Source organism: Brevibacterium sp. CS2 (assembly GCF_005280295.1).
Taxonomy (GTDB): domain Bacteria; phylum Actinomycetota; class Actinomycetes; order Actinomycetales; family Brevibacteriaceae; genus Brevibacterium; species Brevibacterium pityocampae.
Map to the genome: position 1 here is coordinate 1,632,153 of NZ_CP040020.1, position 15,871 is coordinate 1,648,023.

The window sequence follows — 15,871 nt, forward strand, 5'->3', positions numbered from 1 at the left end:
GCCAATGACTTCAGCTGGTGGCTTCAGCCAATGACATCGAAGGAGGCATCTGATGCGTGAGTTCCCCGCCGAGGTGTGGGCCCGTCTGCAGGACGCGGCGCGCGACGCCGTCACCCGGGCGTACGTGCCGTACTCCGGCTACCCGGTGGGTGCGGCGGCACTCGTCGACGATGGGCGCGTGGTGACCGGCTGCAATGTCGAGAACGCGTCCTACGGCGTAGGGCTGTGCGCCGAGTGCGGGCTCGTGTCCGACCTCGCGCGCTCGGGGGGCGGACGGCTCGTCGCGTTCGCGTGCGTCGACGGCGCGGGGGAGAAGCTCGTGCCGTGCGGTCGCTGCCGCCAGCTCCTCTACGAGTTCGGCGGCCCGGACCTCGTGCTCGCGATGCCGAGCGGGCACCTGCCGATGTCCGCAGTGCTGCCCGAGGCTTTCGGTCCCGACCACCTCACGGACTACGAGCAGCGCCGGAAGTGACGTGCAGAGTGACGTGCAGGATGTGCGGTGCTGTGCTCGCGGAGGTATAGCGCGACGCATAGAAACCGGCGGGTGAGGTGCGATCCGAACCGGTGATGACCGCACTCGCAGACATCCTGCACGACTCGCGGCCAGGCGATGGGGCAGACTGGTGCCAGTGCCACCTCGGCCTCGGTGCCGCGGCCCCGTTCGGGGCACGAGGGTCTGTGACGCGGACCCACCCGAGGCCAGCCGGTCTCCGACCCGGGGCCGACCCGGAGCCGACCCGGAGACCGGACCATCACAGCCCGCCGACCATCACGATCTACCGGACACGCCGCTCACCGGCCGCCGCGGCTGCGGATCCGCCGGACCGACACCCGCCATGACCACGCACCACGGAAGGAAGCATGCCGAACTCCACCCCGCTCGAGGCCTTCGACGCCGTCGATGTTATTCGGGCCAAGCGCGACGACCAGGTGCTGAGCCCCGCTCAGATCGACTGGGTGATCGACGCCTACACCCGCGGCGTCGTCGCCGATGAGCAGATGTCCGCGCTCGCGATGGCGGTCTACCTCAACGGCATGACCGACGAGGAGATCAGCGCCTGGACCCACGCGATGATCGCCTCGGGGGAGACCATGGACTTCTCCGGGCTCGACCGCCCCACCGCCGACAAGCATTCCACCGGCGGGGTCGGCGACAAGATCACCCTGCCGCTCGCACCCCTCGTCGCCGTGTTCGGGGTGGCGGTGCCGCAGCTCTCCGGCCGCGGTCTCGGCCACACCGGCGGCACGCTCGACAAGCTCGAGGCGATCCCCGGCTGGCGTGCCGACCTGAGCAATGACGAGATGCTCGCGATGCTGCGCGATCCGGGAGCAGTGATCTGCGCGGCCGGCGCGGGTCTGGCTCCGGCCGACAAGAAGCTCTACGCCCTGCGCGACATCACCTCGACGGTGGAGGCGATCCCGCTCATCGCCTCGTCGATCATGTCGAAGAAGATCGCCGAGGGCACCGGTTCCCTCGTCCTCGACGTCAAAGTCGGTTCCGGGGCATTCATGAAGGATCACGCCTCGGCGAAGCGCCTGGCCGAGACCATGGTGACGCTCGGCCGCAACGCCGGGGTGCGGACGAGCGCGTTGCTCACCGACATGTCCACGCCGCTCGGTATGACGGTGGGCAACGCACTCGAGGTGCGAGAAGCCGTCGAGGTGCTCGCCGGCGGCGGGCCCGCCGATGTCGTCGACCTCACCGTGGCGCTCGCCGAGGAGATGCTCCGCCTGGCGGGGACGAACGATGTCGATGTGCGCGCCGCGCTCACGGACGGCCGCGCGATGGATGTGTGGAAGACGATGATCGAGCGCCAGGGCGGCGATCCGGATGCCGATCTGCCGCGGGCGCAGGAGACCTCGGAGGTGGTTGCCGAGTCCGACGGGGTCCTCATGGAGCTCGATGCGCTGGCCGTCGGGATGGCGTCGTGGCGCCTGGGAGCCGGACGCGCGAAGAAGGAGGACCCGGTGCAGGCCGGAGCCGGCATCGAGATCCACGTGAAGCCGGGCGAGGCCGTGCGCAAGGGGCAGCCGATCCTCACCCTCCATACCGACGAACCGGCCCGCTTCGCCCGCGCCGAGGAATCGCTCGCCGGGGCGATCGTCGTCGAACCGGCTGCGGAGGGTGCCGACGCCGCAGCCGCATCGATCGTCCTCGAGCGCATCGGCTGAGCGAACGGGCAGGGCGGATGAGTTGAGCGCATGAGCTGAGCGGACGGGCAGCAGGGCGCATGAGCAGGACGCATGAACAGGACGGACGGGCAGGGCTGATGAGCTGCAAGCTCCGTTGTGGGCGACAGGCGGATGCACCTGGCGGACGCCGCTCGTCGAGCGTCGCTCCGGTGAACGCCGGCTGTCGAACGCGTATTGCCGAACGGCTCCTGCCGAATGCCGGCTACCGAGTACAGCCTGTCGAAACTCTCCTGCCGAGTCCCGCCTGCCGAACGGCTCCTTCCGAACACCTGCTCGAGCTGGACGGCTCCTGCCGAGTCCCGCCCGCTGAACGGCTCCTTCCGAACACCTGCTCGAGCTGGACGGCCCGAGCTTCACCCCATGAACTTCACCACTGAGAACCGAACCGAATGGAGAACACCATGACCTCTCGCGCTGATGCCGCCGCCCTCATCGACCACACGCTTCTCAAGCCGGAGAGCACGGCTGCGGACGTCGCCGCGCTCGTCGCCGAAGCCCGTGACCTCGGCGTTCTGGCAGTGTGCGTGTCGCCGAGCCGGCTGCCGCTCGCAGACACCGGTGACCTCGTGGTCGCGACGGTGTGCGGTTTCCCATCCGGTGCGCACGCGTCCGAGGTCAAAGCGGCAGAAGCGAAGCGGGCCGTGGCCGACGGCGCCGACGAGGTCGACATGGTGATCAACCTGGGCCTGGCGAAGGCCGGGGACTTCGACGGGGTCGAGGCGGACATCCGGGCCGTCGTCGAGGCCTCCGGTGGAGCGCTCGTCAAGGTCATCATCGAGTCGGCGGCGCTCACTGACGAGGAGATCGTCGAGGCGTGCCGTCGGTCCGAGGCTGCGGGAGCCGACTTCGTCAAGACCTCGACCGGGTTCCACCCGGCCGGGGGTGCGAGCGCGCACGCCGTCGAACTCATGCGGAAGACCGTTGGGGACCGCCTGGGGGTCAAGGCCTCCGGAGGCATCCGCGATGCGGAAGCCGCCGAGGCGATGATCGCGGCGGGAGCCTCCCGGCTGGGTCTGTCCGGTTCGAGGGCGGTGCTCGACGGGCTGGAGTGATCCCGCAGCAGTCGGAGTAGATTCTCGACGCGGCAGTTCGGGTACCCGGTAGTTCGCGTACCCGGCAGGCGGACCACACGGTATCAGGGGCCGGCCGAGCACTCTGTCGGGGTGCGCAGTCGAGGCGCTGTGTCGGGCCCCTTTCTCGCTCACCCGCATCCTCCCGAACTGATGAGGTCGCAGGCGGGAGGGGTTCATCCGGGCCACTCATAGTCGTCGATCCAGGTCCATGGATCGTGCGCCTCGAAGTGGGCTGCGTGCTCGGATCCGACCGGGTCGGGCAGAGGACGGGTGACCGTCGTGTCCGCGCCGGACGCTCGCCACACCGTTCGGTCCACATGGGCATCGGCGAGGAGCCGGCCGCGGGTCTTCATGTCGTGATGGTGCTTGCACAGCGGCTGGAGGTTCTCGACCACCGTGAGTCCGCCGGATCCGGGAGCGTCGTGATCGAACGGAACCACATGGTCGATCTCGCAGTGCTGGGCGGACACATCGCAACCGGGTGCCGCGCACGTCCGCCAGCGTGACCTGGTGGTGCGGCGGAGAGCATCCGGGATGCGGTACTTCGTAGCGGCGATCGGCAGCACGGTGCCGTCGATGGGGTCGGTGAGCAGCCGCTCGAGGTGGGGAGCGCGAGCAACGATGTCCCGGGCGGTCTCCGCCGGGATCGGGCACGTACCGTCGAGCTCCGCGGGCAGGTTCGACTCGTCGACCGAGCTCCATTCGTCGAGCAGGGACATCACGGGCACGGTGACGGTGACCGCAGCCTGCCGGCGCAGCCATTCCTCATGTGTGGGGCACGTGAGGGTGACGGAGTGGATGTAGGCGTTCTCGGTCTCACCGAGGTCGGGGATCTCACTGAGCCCGCGCAATCGCTTCATCCGTCGAGTTCTCGAGGCCGTATGGCGGTGCGTGGGCGATCCCTCTGCCGTCGGCGGCGAGTGATCGGAGTCGTTCGGATCGCTCGACGACGGGGAACCATGCGATGGCGCATGGCTGGGCTGAGGGATGTCGGGCGCGCAATCAGCGGGTGCATCTTCGGAAAGCGCCGGACCGGTTCGGGAGCGGTCCGCAGACGCGGTGCCGGAACCAGAGGAGCCGGAACCAGAGGAGCTGGAACCCGGGGAGCTGGAACCAGAGGAGCCGGAACCAGAGGAGCCGGAACCTGCGGTGCCGGCGAACGTCGTCTCTGCCGACGTGGTGCTGGAATCCGTGGCGCCTGAACCCGAGGGACCCGAACCTGAGGGACCTGAACCCGACCTAGCTCCGAACGACTCACGTGCACACGACGACTCCTGAGACGTCGTGTCTGCAGAGGAAGAAGTGGTTGCGGGCGGGGTGATGTTCGGCGCTGGGCCATCGAGTTCGACGACGGTGACATCGACGGTCGGGGTGGCCCGCGTGATGATGTCGAACATGAGTTCGTGGAGCGCGCGAGCGTCGACGATCGCCTGGCGACTGCGGTCGAGGCCGAACGCATCGGCATGGTTGAGCGAGATCGCCTTCGCCATTGCGCGTGTGCGCTGGTACAGGGCATCGAGAGCGGTGACGGGCCCGGTGAGCGTGAGTCTGGCGGTCCCGTCGCGCCACCGGTCGATCCGCACCGTGCGGTGGCGCGCACGTTCCTTCTCGAGGTGGTCGCGCCCGGCGAGCAGCGCGGCCTGCCGGTCGAGGAGGATCCCCAGCCGATGCGGTGTGAGGTCGTGGGGCCGGCCGACTGCGTACTCATCGAGACGACGGACGAGCGCCAGCGGCAGATCGCGGGCCTTCTTCATCGTCGTGCGCAGCTTGGCCCACGTCGATTCGCCGAGGAGAACGGCATGCCGCATGAGCGGCAGTCCGAAATAGGCGAGGAGGCTGTCCGCGGCGGCGCTGGTCGCTTGCGCGGTCGTCATGCTCAGGCGCTGTGCGAGCGCGATATCGAACCCGTCCTTGAGCGCCGCACGCACTTCTGCCCGGAACGGTGATGACGCCTGTTGCGGTGATTCCGCACCCTGCGACGGCTCCGGAGACCATGCTGATTCCGAATGCTGCGCCGAGCCGGGAGTCCACGCTGATTCCGGGTGCACTTCCGATCCAGGTTGCTGCGGCGATCCCGGACCAGATCCGGTCGCTGCAGTGGCGTGGCGGCTGCGCCGATCGTCGGGCAGTCCGAACAGGGCACGGATCTCGTCCGGGTTGTGCGTAATCGCGAGGTATCCGAGCGAGGCCTGAGCGACGGCGACGAGTTCTTCGAGGGCGGCGACATCCCGAATGCGCGATACCTGCGCCACGCGCTCGTGGAGCCGGTCGAAGCGGACGGCCGATTCCGCGAACAAGGGTGCACCGCCTCGACGGTCTGCTGGGTTCCATGGGCAGGAGCCGTCGTCGTGCTGGGGAGCGTACGGAGAGCCGGAGTCGGTTCGAGTCCCATCAACATCGCGGGCACTCGTGAACGGTGCTGGATTCGCGAACTGGACAGGATTCCCGGCCGGGGCAGGACCCTCGAACATCGCGTCTCCGGCGAGCAGGGCTTCGAGCTCGCGGAGGTCCCCGGGGGCGGCGAAGCGAGCAGGGTCGGTGGAAACCGAATACTCGGAGGGTGGATCCATGGTGCCGGCCGCCGCGCACGCGGCGAAGAGACGGTAGTCGAACCCGTGGGCTGATCCGATCGCCATTGCTCCGTTCCTTTCGCTGTGTTCTAATCATATTAGATCACAGAGAGGAATGGAAGAGGTATACGCAATGATGTTCGAATACTTCCAGGGTGCGGTGAATGCGGTGATGAGCACAGGGGCGAGCGAGTGGCCGGACGCGCACAGGCACGGCGGGGGATCTCCGAACGAATCCGGGCACGCGGCTTCCTGCGGACTCGTCTCCCTGCCGGAGCGGCTCGACGGCACCCCGGATGTGGGAGAGTCCCAGGTGCGACAGAGCCCCACGTGCAACAGCGGCGCAGAGATGACCGGGCCGCAGGTATGCAGGAGTCCCCGGCGCGTCAGAGCCCGAGGTACTCCTGCACGGCGGTGACGAGCTCATCGAGCCCGGAACGGGCGTGCGCCACGGGGCCTGCATCGCCTTCGGCGCTGTCCCGGGTCCCACCGTTGCCGGTGACCTCGAGATAGCACTTGAGCTTGGGCTCGGTCCCGGAGGGGCGGATGATCACGCGGCCTCCGGAGGCGGTGAAGATCGCGACCCCGTCGGTCGGCGGCAGCGCGTCGAGTCCTTCGGCCATGTCGACCACGCGCGTCACGGGTGAGCCTGCGAGCACCTCGGGCGGGAACGTGCGGACCCGCTCCATTGCCTCGGCGATGAGCGCCGTGTCCTGCATGCGGAAGGTGACCGGGGCGGTGAGGAAGACGCCATCGCGCTGTCGGATCCGAGCGAGCTCCGCCTCCACCGTGGAACCCGCGCCGGCGAGTTCGGAGACCAGTCCGGCGAACACGATCGAGGCCGAGATGCCGTCCTTGTCGCGCACGGCCTGTGGGGCGACGCAGTACCCGAGTGCCTCCTCGTAGCCGAACACCAGTCCGGGCACCCGCGAGATCCACTTGAAACCGGTCAGGGTGTTGGCATGCGTGAGTCCGTGGGCAGCGGCGACGGCGCTGAGCGCCTGTGAGCTCACGATCGAGTTCGCCAGCACCGCCGCGGCTCCACCCACGTCGACCCGCGAGGCGATCCGTTCGCCGAGCAGGAGTCCCACCTCGTCCCCGGTGAGCTGCCGGTACGTCCGCACAGCGGTCCCCGGAGCGTTCGGGGCCGCAGGTGAGGAATCTGCCGGCAGCGGCACCGGAGCCGTCGGGTCTCCGTGCGCTGGGCCCGGCGACGAGCCTGTGTGCTGTGCGTGCGCTGCGACCGGGATCGCGGCGCTGAACCGGTCGGCATCCGGGTCGTGGGCGATGATGAGGTCGGCGTCGACCTGCGCTGCGAGGTCGAGCGCCGCGTCGAGCGCACCGTGCTCCTCGGGGTTGGGGAACGCGACTGTCGGGAACTCGGGATCGGGATCCGCCTGGGATCCGACGACGTGGACATCGCTGAAGCCGCAGCGTTCGAGGGCCCTCAGCGCGGTCTGCCCGCCGACACCGTGGAGCGATGTCATGACGATCCGCACCGGCGTCTGCCGGCGCTCACCGAGCGCGTCGATGTGCGCCAGGTACTCCTCGACGATCTCCTCTCCGGCCATCTCCCACCCGGACTCCGCGCGCGGCGTGCCGGCGACCGACGGGACCGCTGCGATCGCCTCGGCGATGAGGGCGTCGAAGGGCGGCACGATCTGCGCTCCGGCGCCCGCCCGGATGACCTCCGGGTCCTCGGTGCCGCTGAGCACCGCGGCCAGCGGCGCTTCGCCGAGGTACACCTTGTAGCCGTTGTCGGCCGGCGGGTTGTGGCTCGCGGTGACCATGACGCCGGCATCGGCGCCGAGGTGGTTGACGGCGAATGCGAGCACGGGAGTGGGCAGCTGGGCGGGGAGCAGGATCGCGCGCCCGCCGGCCGCAGTCACCACGGCGGCGGTGTCGCGCGCGAAGTCTGCGGAGCCGTGGCGGGCGTCGCAGCCGATGACGACGGTGAAGCCCTCGCCCAGTGTGTCGCGGAGGAAGTGGGACACGCCGGCGGCAGCCCGGATCACCACGGCGCGGTTCATTCGGTTGGGTCCGGCGGCGATCGCGCCGCGCAGGCCGGCGGTGCCGAAGCTCAGCGGAGCGAGGAACCGGTCCTCGAGCTCGGCGCGGGCCTGGGTGGCGGCGTCGGGAGCACCTGGGCCCGGAGCACCTGGGCCCGGAGCCTCGGCGGCCGGGTCAGCAGAATCCGAGGAGACGGGTTCCGAAGGAGCAGGCCCGTCTCCGGCGTCGGCCGTCGTCGTCCCCGCGGTCCCGACGGCCGCCTCGAGGAGGTCCTGCAGCTCGGCGCGCGTGACGGGGTCCGGGTCGTCGGCGATCCAGTCGCGCACCACCTGTGCGTCGAAGCCGCTGCTGAAGCGGTCGGCCACCCGCGCCATCTCAGGCATCACCGTCGGTCATGTGTGCGGCCTGCTCACGGGCGATCCGCTCGACGATCCGAGCGAGCAGATCGGAGATGCGCGGACCGGCGGCGTGCCCGGCCTCGATGACCTCGGCGTGGGACAGCGGTTCATCGGACACACCGGCGGCGAGGTTCGTCACGAGCGAGATGCCGAGGATCTCGAGTCCGGCCTCGCGGGCGGCGATCGCCTCGAGCGCGGTCGACATGCCCACCAGGTCGGCGCCCATGATGCGCGCCATGCGCACCTCGGCCGGGGTCTCGTAGTGGGGGCCGCGGAACTGGGCGTACACACCCTCGTCGAGGCTCGGGTCGATCTCACGGGCGACTCCGCGCAAGCGGGAGGAGTAGAGGTCGGTGAGGTCGACGAAGGTCGCGCCCTCGAGCGGGCTCGCCGCGGTGAGGTTGAGGTGGTCGGAGATGAGGACCGGGGTGCCGGGTGCCCAGTCGGGGTTGAGCCCGCCGCAGCCGTTGGTGAGGACGAGAGTGGAGCAGCCGGCCGCGGCGGCGGTGCGCACACCGTGGGCGACGGCGCGGACGCCGCGGTCCTCGTAGAAGTGGGTGCGGGCGCCGAGCACGAGCGCGGTCTTCCCGGTGTCGCCCACTCGCACGCTGCGCAGTGTGCCGCCGTGGCCGGCGACGACGGGGGAGTGGAAGCCGGGGACCTCGGCGGCGGGGAGCTCGGAGATCGTCTCGCCGATGAGGTCGGCGGCCTGGCCCCACCCGGAGCCGAGCACGAGTGCGATGTCGTGGGCGTCGACCCCAGCTGCCTCATTGATGACGGCGGCGGCGCGGGCCGCGAGGGCGCTGGGCTCGGTGGCATCGGACCCGGTGGCATCGGATCCGGCATCGTCGGGCCCGATGCCGGTGGACCCGATGTCTGTGCGCTCGGTGGGCGCGGAATTGCTAAGCTGAGATTCGGTCATGGGACGACACTACCGAAAGGTCGGCGGCCCACTGCTGATCCGCTCCACACCCGCCACGATGAAGGTGACTCGATGACGATCCGTCCGTTCGCGCCCGGCGACGACCTCGCCCTCAACGAGGTGTTCCACGACGCCCCGACCCCGGCCGGTCACGTGGTGCGCAATCTCTTCCGCGCCGACTCCGAATCCCCGGTCTCGCGCTGCGTCGTCGCGACGCTGGCCGACACCGAGGCGGGAGAGGGTTCCGGTTCTCGGGCGGGTTCCGGCTCCGGCCCGTCCGACGGTGCGAGCGACATCCTCGTCGGGGCCGCCGCGATCACCGAATCACCAGCCCACCCGGAGCGCGCCTGGGTGCATGTCGAGGTCGCGGAATCCGAGCGCCGCCGAGGTGTCGGCCGGGATCTGCTCGCCGCCGTGCGGGAGCGGGCCGCCGGCACCGCGCTCGCGGACCTGCCGCTGCGCGCCCGGGTGGAACCCGGCTCCGCAGGTGAGGCGGCGGCGCGGGCAATCGGGTTCGCGCCGCTGTTCACCACGCGCGTGGTCGAGGTGGCGCCGGGTGCGCTCGGCAGCCTGGGGGCGGACCGGCTCGAGGACTTCGAGGTCACGGCGACCGGTTCGGTGGCGCTGACCCGGGCGTTCGCCGAATGGTATGCGGGCGTCAACCGTGCGGATCCGGCGGCCGAGATGACGATCGGCCAGGTCAACACCCGGTTCCTCTCCGAGGCCGCCGGCGCCCACGGTGCCGCGCTGCTGCGCGCTGCGGGTTCCGGGAAGGCAGAATCGGGGAAGGCAGATTCGGGGAGGGATCGCGAGGTGACGACCTTCGCGGTGTCCTACGCCCAGCCGGAGAACGACACTGCCGTGGAAGCGAGGACTCCGGTCTCCGAGTCGCCGACTGCCGAGCTGCCGCCCACCGAGCTCACGCTCGGGTCGATGTACGACGCGCAGGCCGACGCAGTGGGCGATGGCGCCGCGGATGCCTCCGATGCCCCTGCTTTCCAGTCGGCACTCGGGGATGCGGCGGTGCTGCTCGCCCGGCTCAGCGTCGACACCCCGGTCGCACTCGAGGTGACGAGCGAGATGCCCGTCCTCAGCGCCCTCGTCGACGGCCTGCTCGAGGCGGGCCAGGCGGGGGTGCTGCAGACGTACGTGACCCTCGGGTCGGAGTGAGCTCGAGGACCGGCCGGTCCGGGTACGGAACACCCCGGTTCAGGTGCGGTCGAACAGACGGCTGACATCGACGGGGATCGCGCGCTCTGCCGTGACGTACCAGCCGCGCGTCTGACCGCCGGGGCCCGCTGGGAGGTCGCGCAATCCGACCTCGGCGAGCTCCCCGGCGGTGCGGGCGCCGATCACGAGCATCGGGCCGAGCCCCGGAACCCGTGAGAGCGGTGACGAGTAGCCCGGCGTGTGCTGGAGCGGCCAGCCGATGACACATGCCGGAGCCGTCAGGGCCGTGGCGAGGTCCGATGGATCCGCGAGGTGCGCCTCGGGCACGGTGAGGAGCGCCTGCCTTGCCACGTCTGCGTGCCACGTCTGCTCCACAACGGTGACGAGCGACGGCGTCAGGGCCGCGGTGGTGCGCACACTGAGGACCGGACCGTCGATGTCCGGGATCCACGTCACGGTCTCTCCGCACGGTCCGACGCCGATCCCGACACCGCTGCTCGTGCAGCGGCCCGGCTCCGCGTCGATGATTGCAGCCGCTCCGGTCGTCGAACCTTCAGGCCGATGCGGATCGGCGCCGCTCGATCGGCGTCGTGCCGAGCGGTGCACCCAGTGGTCCACGTCGCGGTTGCGGCCGAAGTCGCCTGCCTCGATCACCGACCCCCGAACGCCGCGCGAGCCACTGCGGATCGGCACTGCTCGATCGGCATCGCACCCGGCCCCGCGGCACTCCGTGTCGTCGCGGTGGTGTCCCTCCGCCCCGATCGAGGTGCCCGGGACAGGCGGATCGCGGTCAGAGCATGTGTGCGAGAGCTGGACATCGGCCCCCTGCGGGCCGGTTGAGGACGAAACGGGACCGAGGACGACTGCGCGCCCGGGAGGCCAGGCTCCGGAGAACCTCCGAGTCTGGAGTCCGAGGTGCGCCGTCTCCTGCGGATCGGCCGGCGGGAAGATCACACGCGTTCGGGCCCGCGCGGCGATGGGTGAATGGAGGATCCGCCGGCCGGCCGCGATGACGAACGCCGTCGGGGACCGCCCGGCACCCGACGTCAGCAGCGCTTCCAGGCGCGAGAGCCTGCGGGTGCCCTCGAGCGTCCGGAGCAGCGCATCGAAATCGTCGATGCAGATCATCCTGGGCCGCGGGTCGTCATCGGTCTCGAGGAGCCCCAGGAGGTACTCGACGGCCCACACCTCGGCGTGATCGGCCACGATGAGCTCACCGGGCTCCGCGCCGTCTTCGTGGTTCCTGGTGTCGAGGATCTCCTCGACGGTCCGGTCGCGACGGCCCCGGGTGAGGAGCACGACGCGGCTGCCGGTGCTCACCGCTGCCGCAGCGAACGACCGCACCGCCGTGCTCGTGCCGCGACCGCGCCCGCCGGTGATGATCACGGATCCGTCCCGAACGGGATCCCATATCCAGCGCGCCGTCCGGTTCTCGTCCGGGAAGTCGAGGAGTCCGAGGTCGGTGGATGACAGCGCGGCATGCGATACGGGCATCGGCGGCAGGACGATCCGCCGCCGAGTGCGGCCGGTGGATCCGGCGATGAAGTGCTGCGAGACCGAGACGAGCGCAGGGACGGTGAGCGCGGCTCCCGTCGTCGGTCCGGGGGCGGGCAGCGCGGCGGAACCGGACATCGTGTCGCGCGGCGCCGGGCTGCGGGTCGTCGCCCGCCGGCCGAGCAGAGCAGTCCAATCCACCCTCGGCGGGGCCGGCGGGTGCTGAGCCGGGGACACGGTGACCTGCGCGGCCCTGAACAGCTCGGGCGGCCCCGTGCGGCTGAGGAGTGCAGCACCGGGGTCGTCGGGCCGCAGGTGCGCGGCGGCGTCGGTTCCGATCACCTCGATCGAGTCGGCGGAGTCGCGCACGCGCAGGGCGAGGCGCAGGGAGATGTTGGCCTTCATGCGTGAGGTGACGATGCCGGAGGGCCGTTGAGTGGCGAGGATGAGGTGGATGCCCAGGGAACGGCCGAGCGCGGTGAGCGATTCGATCATCTCCACTCCGGCGGGATTGTCCTGGATGAGAGCCTGGAACTCATCGATGACGACGACGATGCGGGGCAGCGCGGTGCGGTCGTCGGAGTGCTGGATCGCAGCGTTGAGGGCATCGATGTCGGGGCACCGCTGCTCGGCGAGCAGGGCCTCTCGTCGCAGGATCTCCGCCCGCAGACTTCGGAGCGCACGCATCGCCTGGGTCGGTTCGAGATTGTCGACGACGGCATCGACGTGGGCGAGCTCGGCGAACGGTGCGAACGCCGCTCCGCCCTTGAAGTCGATGAGGACGAAACGCAGTTCGTCCGGGGAGAGCACGGCGGACAGCGCGGCGACCCAGGTCTGGAGCAGCACCGACTTGCCGCTGCCGGTCGTCCCGGCCACGAGTGCATGCGGGCCGTCCTCGACGAGGTCGACGAGCAGGGCTCCGGTCGACGTGGATCCCAGCGGCACCCGCGTCGCCCCGGTGGGTGCCGATCCGGTGGATGATGGCCCACTGGGCACGGAACCTCCGGGTACGGAACCCCTGGGCACGGTACCGCTGCGTGCCGTATCTCTGCGTGCCGTGGAGTCGTGGACCGAGCCCCAAGCGCTTCTCCAGTCGCTGGGTGACGATCTGAGGCCGGCGCGGGAATCCGTCGACCCACGCGGACCGCGAATGAGGAATGTGTCGGCGATGGCCGGCCTCCCGCCGGCTCCTGAGGCGCCGGCCTCCGGATCCGATTGCTCGTGGCCATGGTCTGCAGAGAGCTCGGCAAGGAGTTCGTCGAGGGTGCGGGACGCGGGAACAGCTCCGACCGGAGCCGCGGGCGGGGGAACGAGCTGGAGGAATCGCTCGGGGCGGAGGCGTCGCAGCTCGATGGCTCCGCCGAGCGGGACCGGGTGGCGGCGCGGACGCGGCGCATCGACCAGGGAGAGTTCGGCGGTCGACAGGGGAGTCGTGCAGTCGATCCGCCATCGCGGCACCACCCCACCAGGCGGTGTCGCACGAGAGGTGGACCGCCCGGACTCACCGAGGCTCGCCGTGGAAGCGGGACAGCGGATGGACACGGCGATCTGCTCGCCGTCGTCTTCCCGGCGGTGCGGAACCTGAGCCGGGGCCGGAACCGGAGCGGGAACCGCAGGGAGCACAGGCGATTCTGTGCTGTCTAGCGATGTCGTGCGGGCTTCGTCGAGCATCGCTGTGGGGGAGCCGGCTCGGGTGCCCGTTACGTGAGGTCGCCTCGCTCGGTCATCAGGCGCAAGGGGGTCCGTCGAGGATCCCGACGGCACCGCTGCAGGAATCCGTGGCGCCAACTCGATGGTGATGCCGGAACTGGCGACCCGATCTGCCGAGCCATCGGCTGCGGCCACGTCGACGCCGTACCCGGTGAGCTCGGGGAACACCTCGGCGACCGAGCTGTCGGCGAACGCCACTGGCAGTCCGAGGGCGCGGGCACTCGCGACGACGGCGCGTACGACGTCGCCGACGACCTCTGGCACTCCGCTGACGTCGAGGTCGGCTGCGCTCGGGTCGAACAGCAGGGCACAGTCCTCGAGGACGGGGTGCACCGATCCCCGGCCCACCGGGGGATTGCCGACTGAGCCAACGGCCGCCGAATCATCGCCCGCCGCATCTCTGCCTGTCGCTCCATGGTCCGCGCGGCGGCGACCCGCACGGTTTCGGCCCGGCACTGTGTTCTCCGCGCCCTTGCCGGCCGTATCACGGTCGAATGTCGTGTCCGCGTGGCGGTCGCGGGACCGTCGATCGACCTGTGAACCGACAGCCTCGGTGACGGCTCCCGTGGACCCGTCGATCACGGCGACCGGCACCGAGAACCGGTCGAGGAGACGCGCGATCCCCGGCGGCGTGGACCGGCGATCAGTTCTGCGGCCGGCCCTGTCGACGCCGGGGAGGCCGGCCAGGGTGTCAGGGCTCAGAGCCCGGCCGTAGCCGAGGACGACGAGCCCGGATTCCAGGGGCGTCGCTGCGGCGGTGCTGGTCGCAATGTCGATCCTCGCAGTCACCTCGGCCGCATGCTCGGTGAGCGCTCGGCGGAACTCCACGACGGATTCTGCCGATTCCCGCTTCCACCGGCGGGTCTCCATGCGCCAGCGCACGCCGGCGGTGAGCGGGCCGGACAGGGTGAACAGCAGGAACCACCACATTCCGGTGACGAGGACGAGGACGATTCCCAGGACGAGCGGCAGGATGTAGAAGGTCCACGAGGGCGTCTCAGGAAGTCGGACCTCCGGCGGCTCGGGTCCGTGCAGGGTCACTGGTCCCGGCGGAGACGGTGGGCCGGGGGGATGGATCGACACCCGGGTGCTGCCGAGTCGGAACGACTGCGGGCCTGCGGGGTCGACGGCGAAGGTTCGTTCGACCCCGCCGCACGTGCCCAGCGTGATCCCGCCGGGGCCGTTTCCCATGAGCAGCGGGGTGCGGCTGAGGAAGGGGTCGGCAAGAGGGCGGTCGGCGTCGCACGTCCGCCCGAGGCTCCAGGTGCCGGGCGGGAGCGCGTGGGCGAACCCTGAATCGGGACCTGCCGAGTATTCCACGAGAGTGCCGCTGTTCCCGCCGGTGCCCGCCAGCCGGTCGCCTCGGCTTCCGGGTTCGGGATCGATGAGGGCTGCGGTGGCGCGTGCACACCAAGTCTGCCAGGTGTCGTCGAGGGTCGGCGGGTCGCCCGGGCACCCGCGCGGGCGGCAGTCGGAGACGTCGATGGTGGTGGATGGGCGGGCGAAGGGCGTTGCCTCGGGGTTCGGATGCGCGGGCACGAAGTGTTCCTCTGCGGGCGGGTGGGTGCTGGCTCCCGATGTGCCGGGTGCGTGTGCGCCCGGCTCCGTCGCTTCGTCGACCGCGGCGAGCAGGGCCGAGAGCACGGCCCGTGCCGAATGCTCTCCGGGGGCAGCCACTCGAAGGATCCGGGCATCGAAACCGGTGAGCAGGTGGACGAGCAAAGAGGGCATGCGCCGAGGCTATGGTCGGGGTCCTGCAACGGCCAGGCCGAAGATGAGCCTGTGGACAGCGGCACGCTGTCCACAGCGGAATGACCCCGATGCGGCTCGGGCCGTCCACACTTTCGTACGCCGAGGTGGGCTCGATCTGCCGAGGTCGGTCGTCATCCCTCCCGGAGGGCGCCTCGGGCGCGAGCGGTGGCGGTCAGCTCGATACCGCGGGGCACGAACGGGGAGACGAGCGCGGGGCGATAGCGCGCGGAGAGCACGATCTCCACACTGCGGTCGTCCGGCGATTCGCCCTGGACGTCGAGACCGCGGAAGCGGGACGACACCTGCGCGCGGTCGAGGTAGCTCTCGGCTTCTCGCTGCACGGCTGCATCGGTGAAGATGATCGCCGGGTCCGAACCGTAGTCCGGCTCGAACGAGTCGGCGGCCGCGAGCGCCGCCGAGTCCGCGAGCGCGTAGAGTTTGCGATGCGCGAGGTAGATGTCGGTGATCACGGCGCCGAGGATGACGAGGACGAGCGCGATCGTCGTGAATCCCACGGCCAGCGGCATGATCGAACCCTCATCGGAGCACAGCGCGGTCCCGAGCCGCTGCTTCCGCACT

Annotated in this window: 10 protein-coding genes; 5 read left to right on the forward strand and 5 right to left on the reverse strand. The window is 70.4% G+C overall.

The genetic code is table 11. The features are described 5' to 3' along the window. Nucleotides 1-52 precede the first annotated feature (52 nt). From FDF13_RS07210 to deoC, 3 genes are all read left to right on the forward strand, one after another. Complete coding sequence (locus FDF13_RS07210; RefSeq protein ID WP_137319058.1) at nt 53-472, forward strand: cytidine deaminase; 420 nt, start codon at nt 53-55, stop codon at nt 470-472. A gap of 389 nt (nt 473-861) precedes the next feature. Further along, nucleotides 862-2,172, forward strand: a complete 1,311-nt coding sequence (locus FDF13_RS07215; RefSeq protein ID WP_137319059.1) for a thymidine phosphorylase — start codon at nt 862-864, stop codon at nt 2,170-2,172. A 422-nt stretch (nt 2,173-2,594) separates the two neighbouring features. Next, complete coding sequence (gene deoC, locus FDF13_RS07220; protein ID WP_137319060.1) at nt 2,595-3,245, forward strand: deoxyribose-phosphate aldolase; 651 nt, start codon at nt 2,595-2,597, stop codon at nt 3,243-3,245. A gap of 194 nt (nt 3,246-3,439) precedes the next feature. Here deoC and FDF13_RS07225 read toward each other — a convergent pair whose 3' ends face one another. After that, nucleotides 3,440-4,126 carry an HNH endonuclease signature motif containing protein gene (locus FDF13_RS07225; RefSeq protein WP_137319061.1) on the reverse strand — a complete coding sequence of 229 codons (687 nt, stop codon included), beginning with the start codon at nt 4,124-4,126 and terminating at the stop codon, nt 3,440-3,442. 543 nt (nt 4,127-4,669) lie between these two features. Here FDF13_RS07225 and FDF13_RS07235 point away from each other — a divergent pair. Next, on the forward strand, nt 4,670-5,212 hold the full coding sequence (locus tag FDF13_RS07235) for a hypothetical protein (RefSeq protein WP_137319062.1): 543 nt from the start codon (nt 4,670-4,672) through the stop codon (nt 5,210-5,212). Nucleotides 5,213-6,222: 1,010 nt separating this feature from the next. On the opposite strand, the gene FDF13_RS07245 is transcribed toward FDF13_RS07235, so the two are convergent. Both FDF13_RS07245 and FDF13_RS07250 read right to left on the reverse strand, forming a co-directional pair. After that, nucleotides 6,223-8,220 carry a phospho-sugar mutase gene (locus tag FDF13_RS07245; RefSeq protein ID WP_137320419.1) on the reverse strand — a complete coding sequence of 666 codons (1,998 nt, stop codon included), beginning with the start codon at nt 8,218-8,220 and terminating at the stop codon, nt 6,223-6,225. Nucleotide 8,221: 1 nt separating this feature from the next. Next, nucleotides 8,222-9,166: a purine-nucleoside phosphorylase gene (locus tag FDF13_RS07250; protein ID WP_137319064.1), complete on the reverse strand. Its 945-nt coding sequence runs from the start codon at nt 9,164-9,166 to the stop codon at nt 8,222-8,224. A gap of 72 nt (nt 9,167-9,238) precedes the next feature. Between FDF13_RS07250 and FDF13_RS07255 the strand changes: the two genes are divergently transcribed. Next, nucleotides 9,239-10,336 (forward strand): GNAT family N-acetyltransferase, encoded by a 1,098-nt coding sequence (locus tag FDF13_RS07255; RefSeq protein WP_137319065.1) that lies wholly within the window; start codon nt 9,239-9,241, stop codon nt 10,334-10,336. Nucleotides 10,337-10,375: 39 nt separating this feature from the next. Here FDF13_RS07255 and FDF13_RS07260 read toward each other — a convergent pair whose 3' ends face one another. Together FDF13_RS07260 and FDF13_RS07265 are read right to left on the reverse strand one after the other, a co-directional pair. Then, nucleotides 10,376-15,271: an FtsK/SpoIIIE domain-containing protein gene (locus FDF13_RS07260; RefSeq protein ID WP_137319066.1), complete on the reverse strand. Its 4,896-nt coding sequence runs from the start codon at nt 15,269-15,271 to the stop codon at nt 10,376-10,378. Between the two features lie 152 nt (nt 15,272-15,423). Beyond that, nucleotides 15,424-15,870 (reverse strand): pilus assembly protein TadG-related protein, encoded by a 447-nt coding sequence (locus FDF13_RS07265; RefSeq protein ID WP_175406899.1) that lies wholly within the window; start codon nt 15,868-15,870, stop codon nt 15,424-15,426. Nucleotide 15,871 lies beyond the last annotated feature (1 nt).

Excerpts from the sequence above, each read along its gene's own strand:
- FDF13_RS07210 (WP_137319058.1), top strand. The coding sequence starts at position 53 with ATGCGTGAGTTCCCCGCCGAGGTGTGGGCCCGTCTGCAGGACGCGGCG.
- FDF13_RS07215 (WP_137319059.1), top strand. The coding sequence starts at position 862 with ATGCCGAACTCCACCCCGCTCGAGGCCTTCGACGCCGTCGATGTTATT.
- deoC (WP_137319060.1), top strand. The coding sequence starts at position 2,595 with ATGACCTCTCGCGCTGATGCCGCCGCCCTCATCGACCACACGCTTCTC.
- FDF13_RS07225 (WP_137319061.1), bottom strand. The coding sequence starts at position 4,126 with ATGAAGCGATTGCGCGGGCTCAGTGAGATCCCCGACCTCGGTGAGACC.
- FDF13_RS07245 (WP_137320419.1), bottom strand. The coding sequence starts at position 8,220 with ATGGCGCGGGTGGCCGACCGCTTCAGCAGCGGCTTCGACGCACAGGTG.
- FDF13_RS07250 (WP_137319064.1), bottom strand. The coding sequence starts at position 9,166 with ATGACCGAATCTCAGCTTAGCAATTCCGCGCCCACCGAGCGCACAGAC.
- FDF13_RS07255 (WP_137319065.1), top strand. The coding sequence starts at position 9,239 with ATGACGATCCGTCCGTTCGCGCCCGGCGACGACCTCGCCCTCAACGAG.
- FDF13_RS07260 (WP_137319066.1), bottom strand. The coding sequence starts at position 15,271 with ATGCCCTCTTTGCTCGTCCACCTGCTCACCGGTTTCGATGCCCGGATC.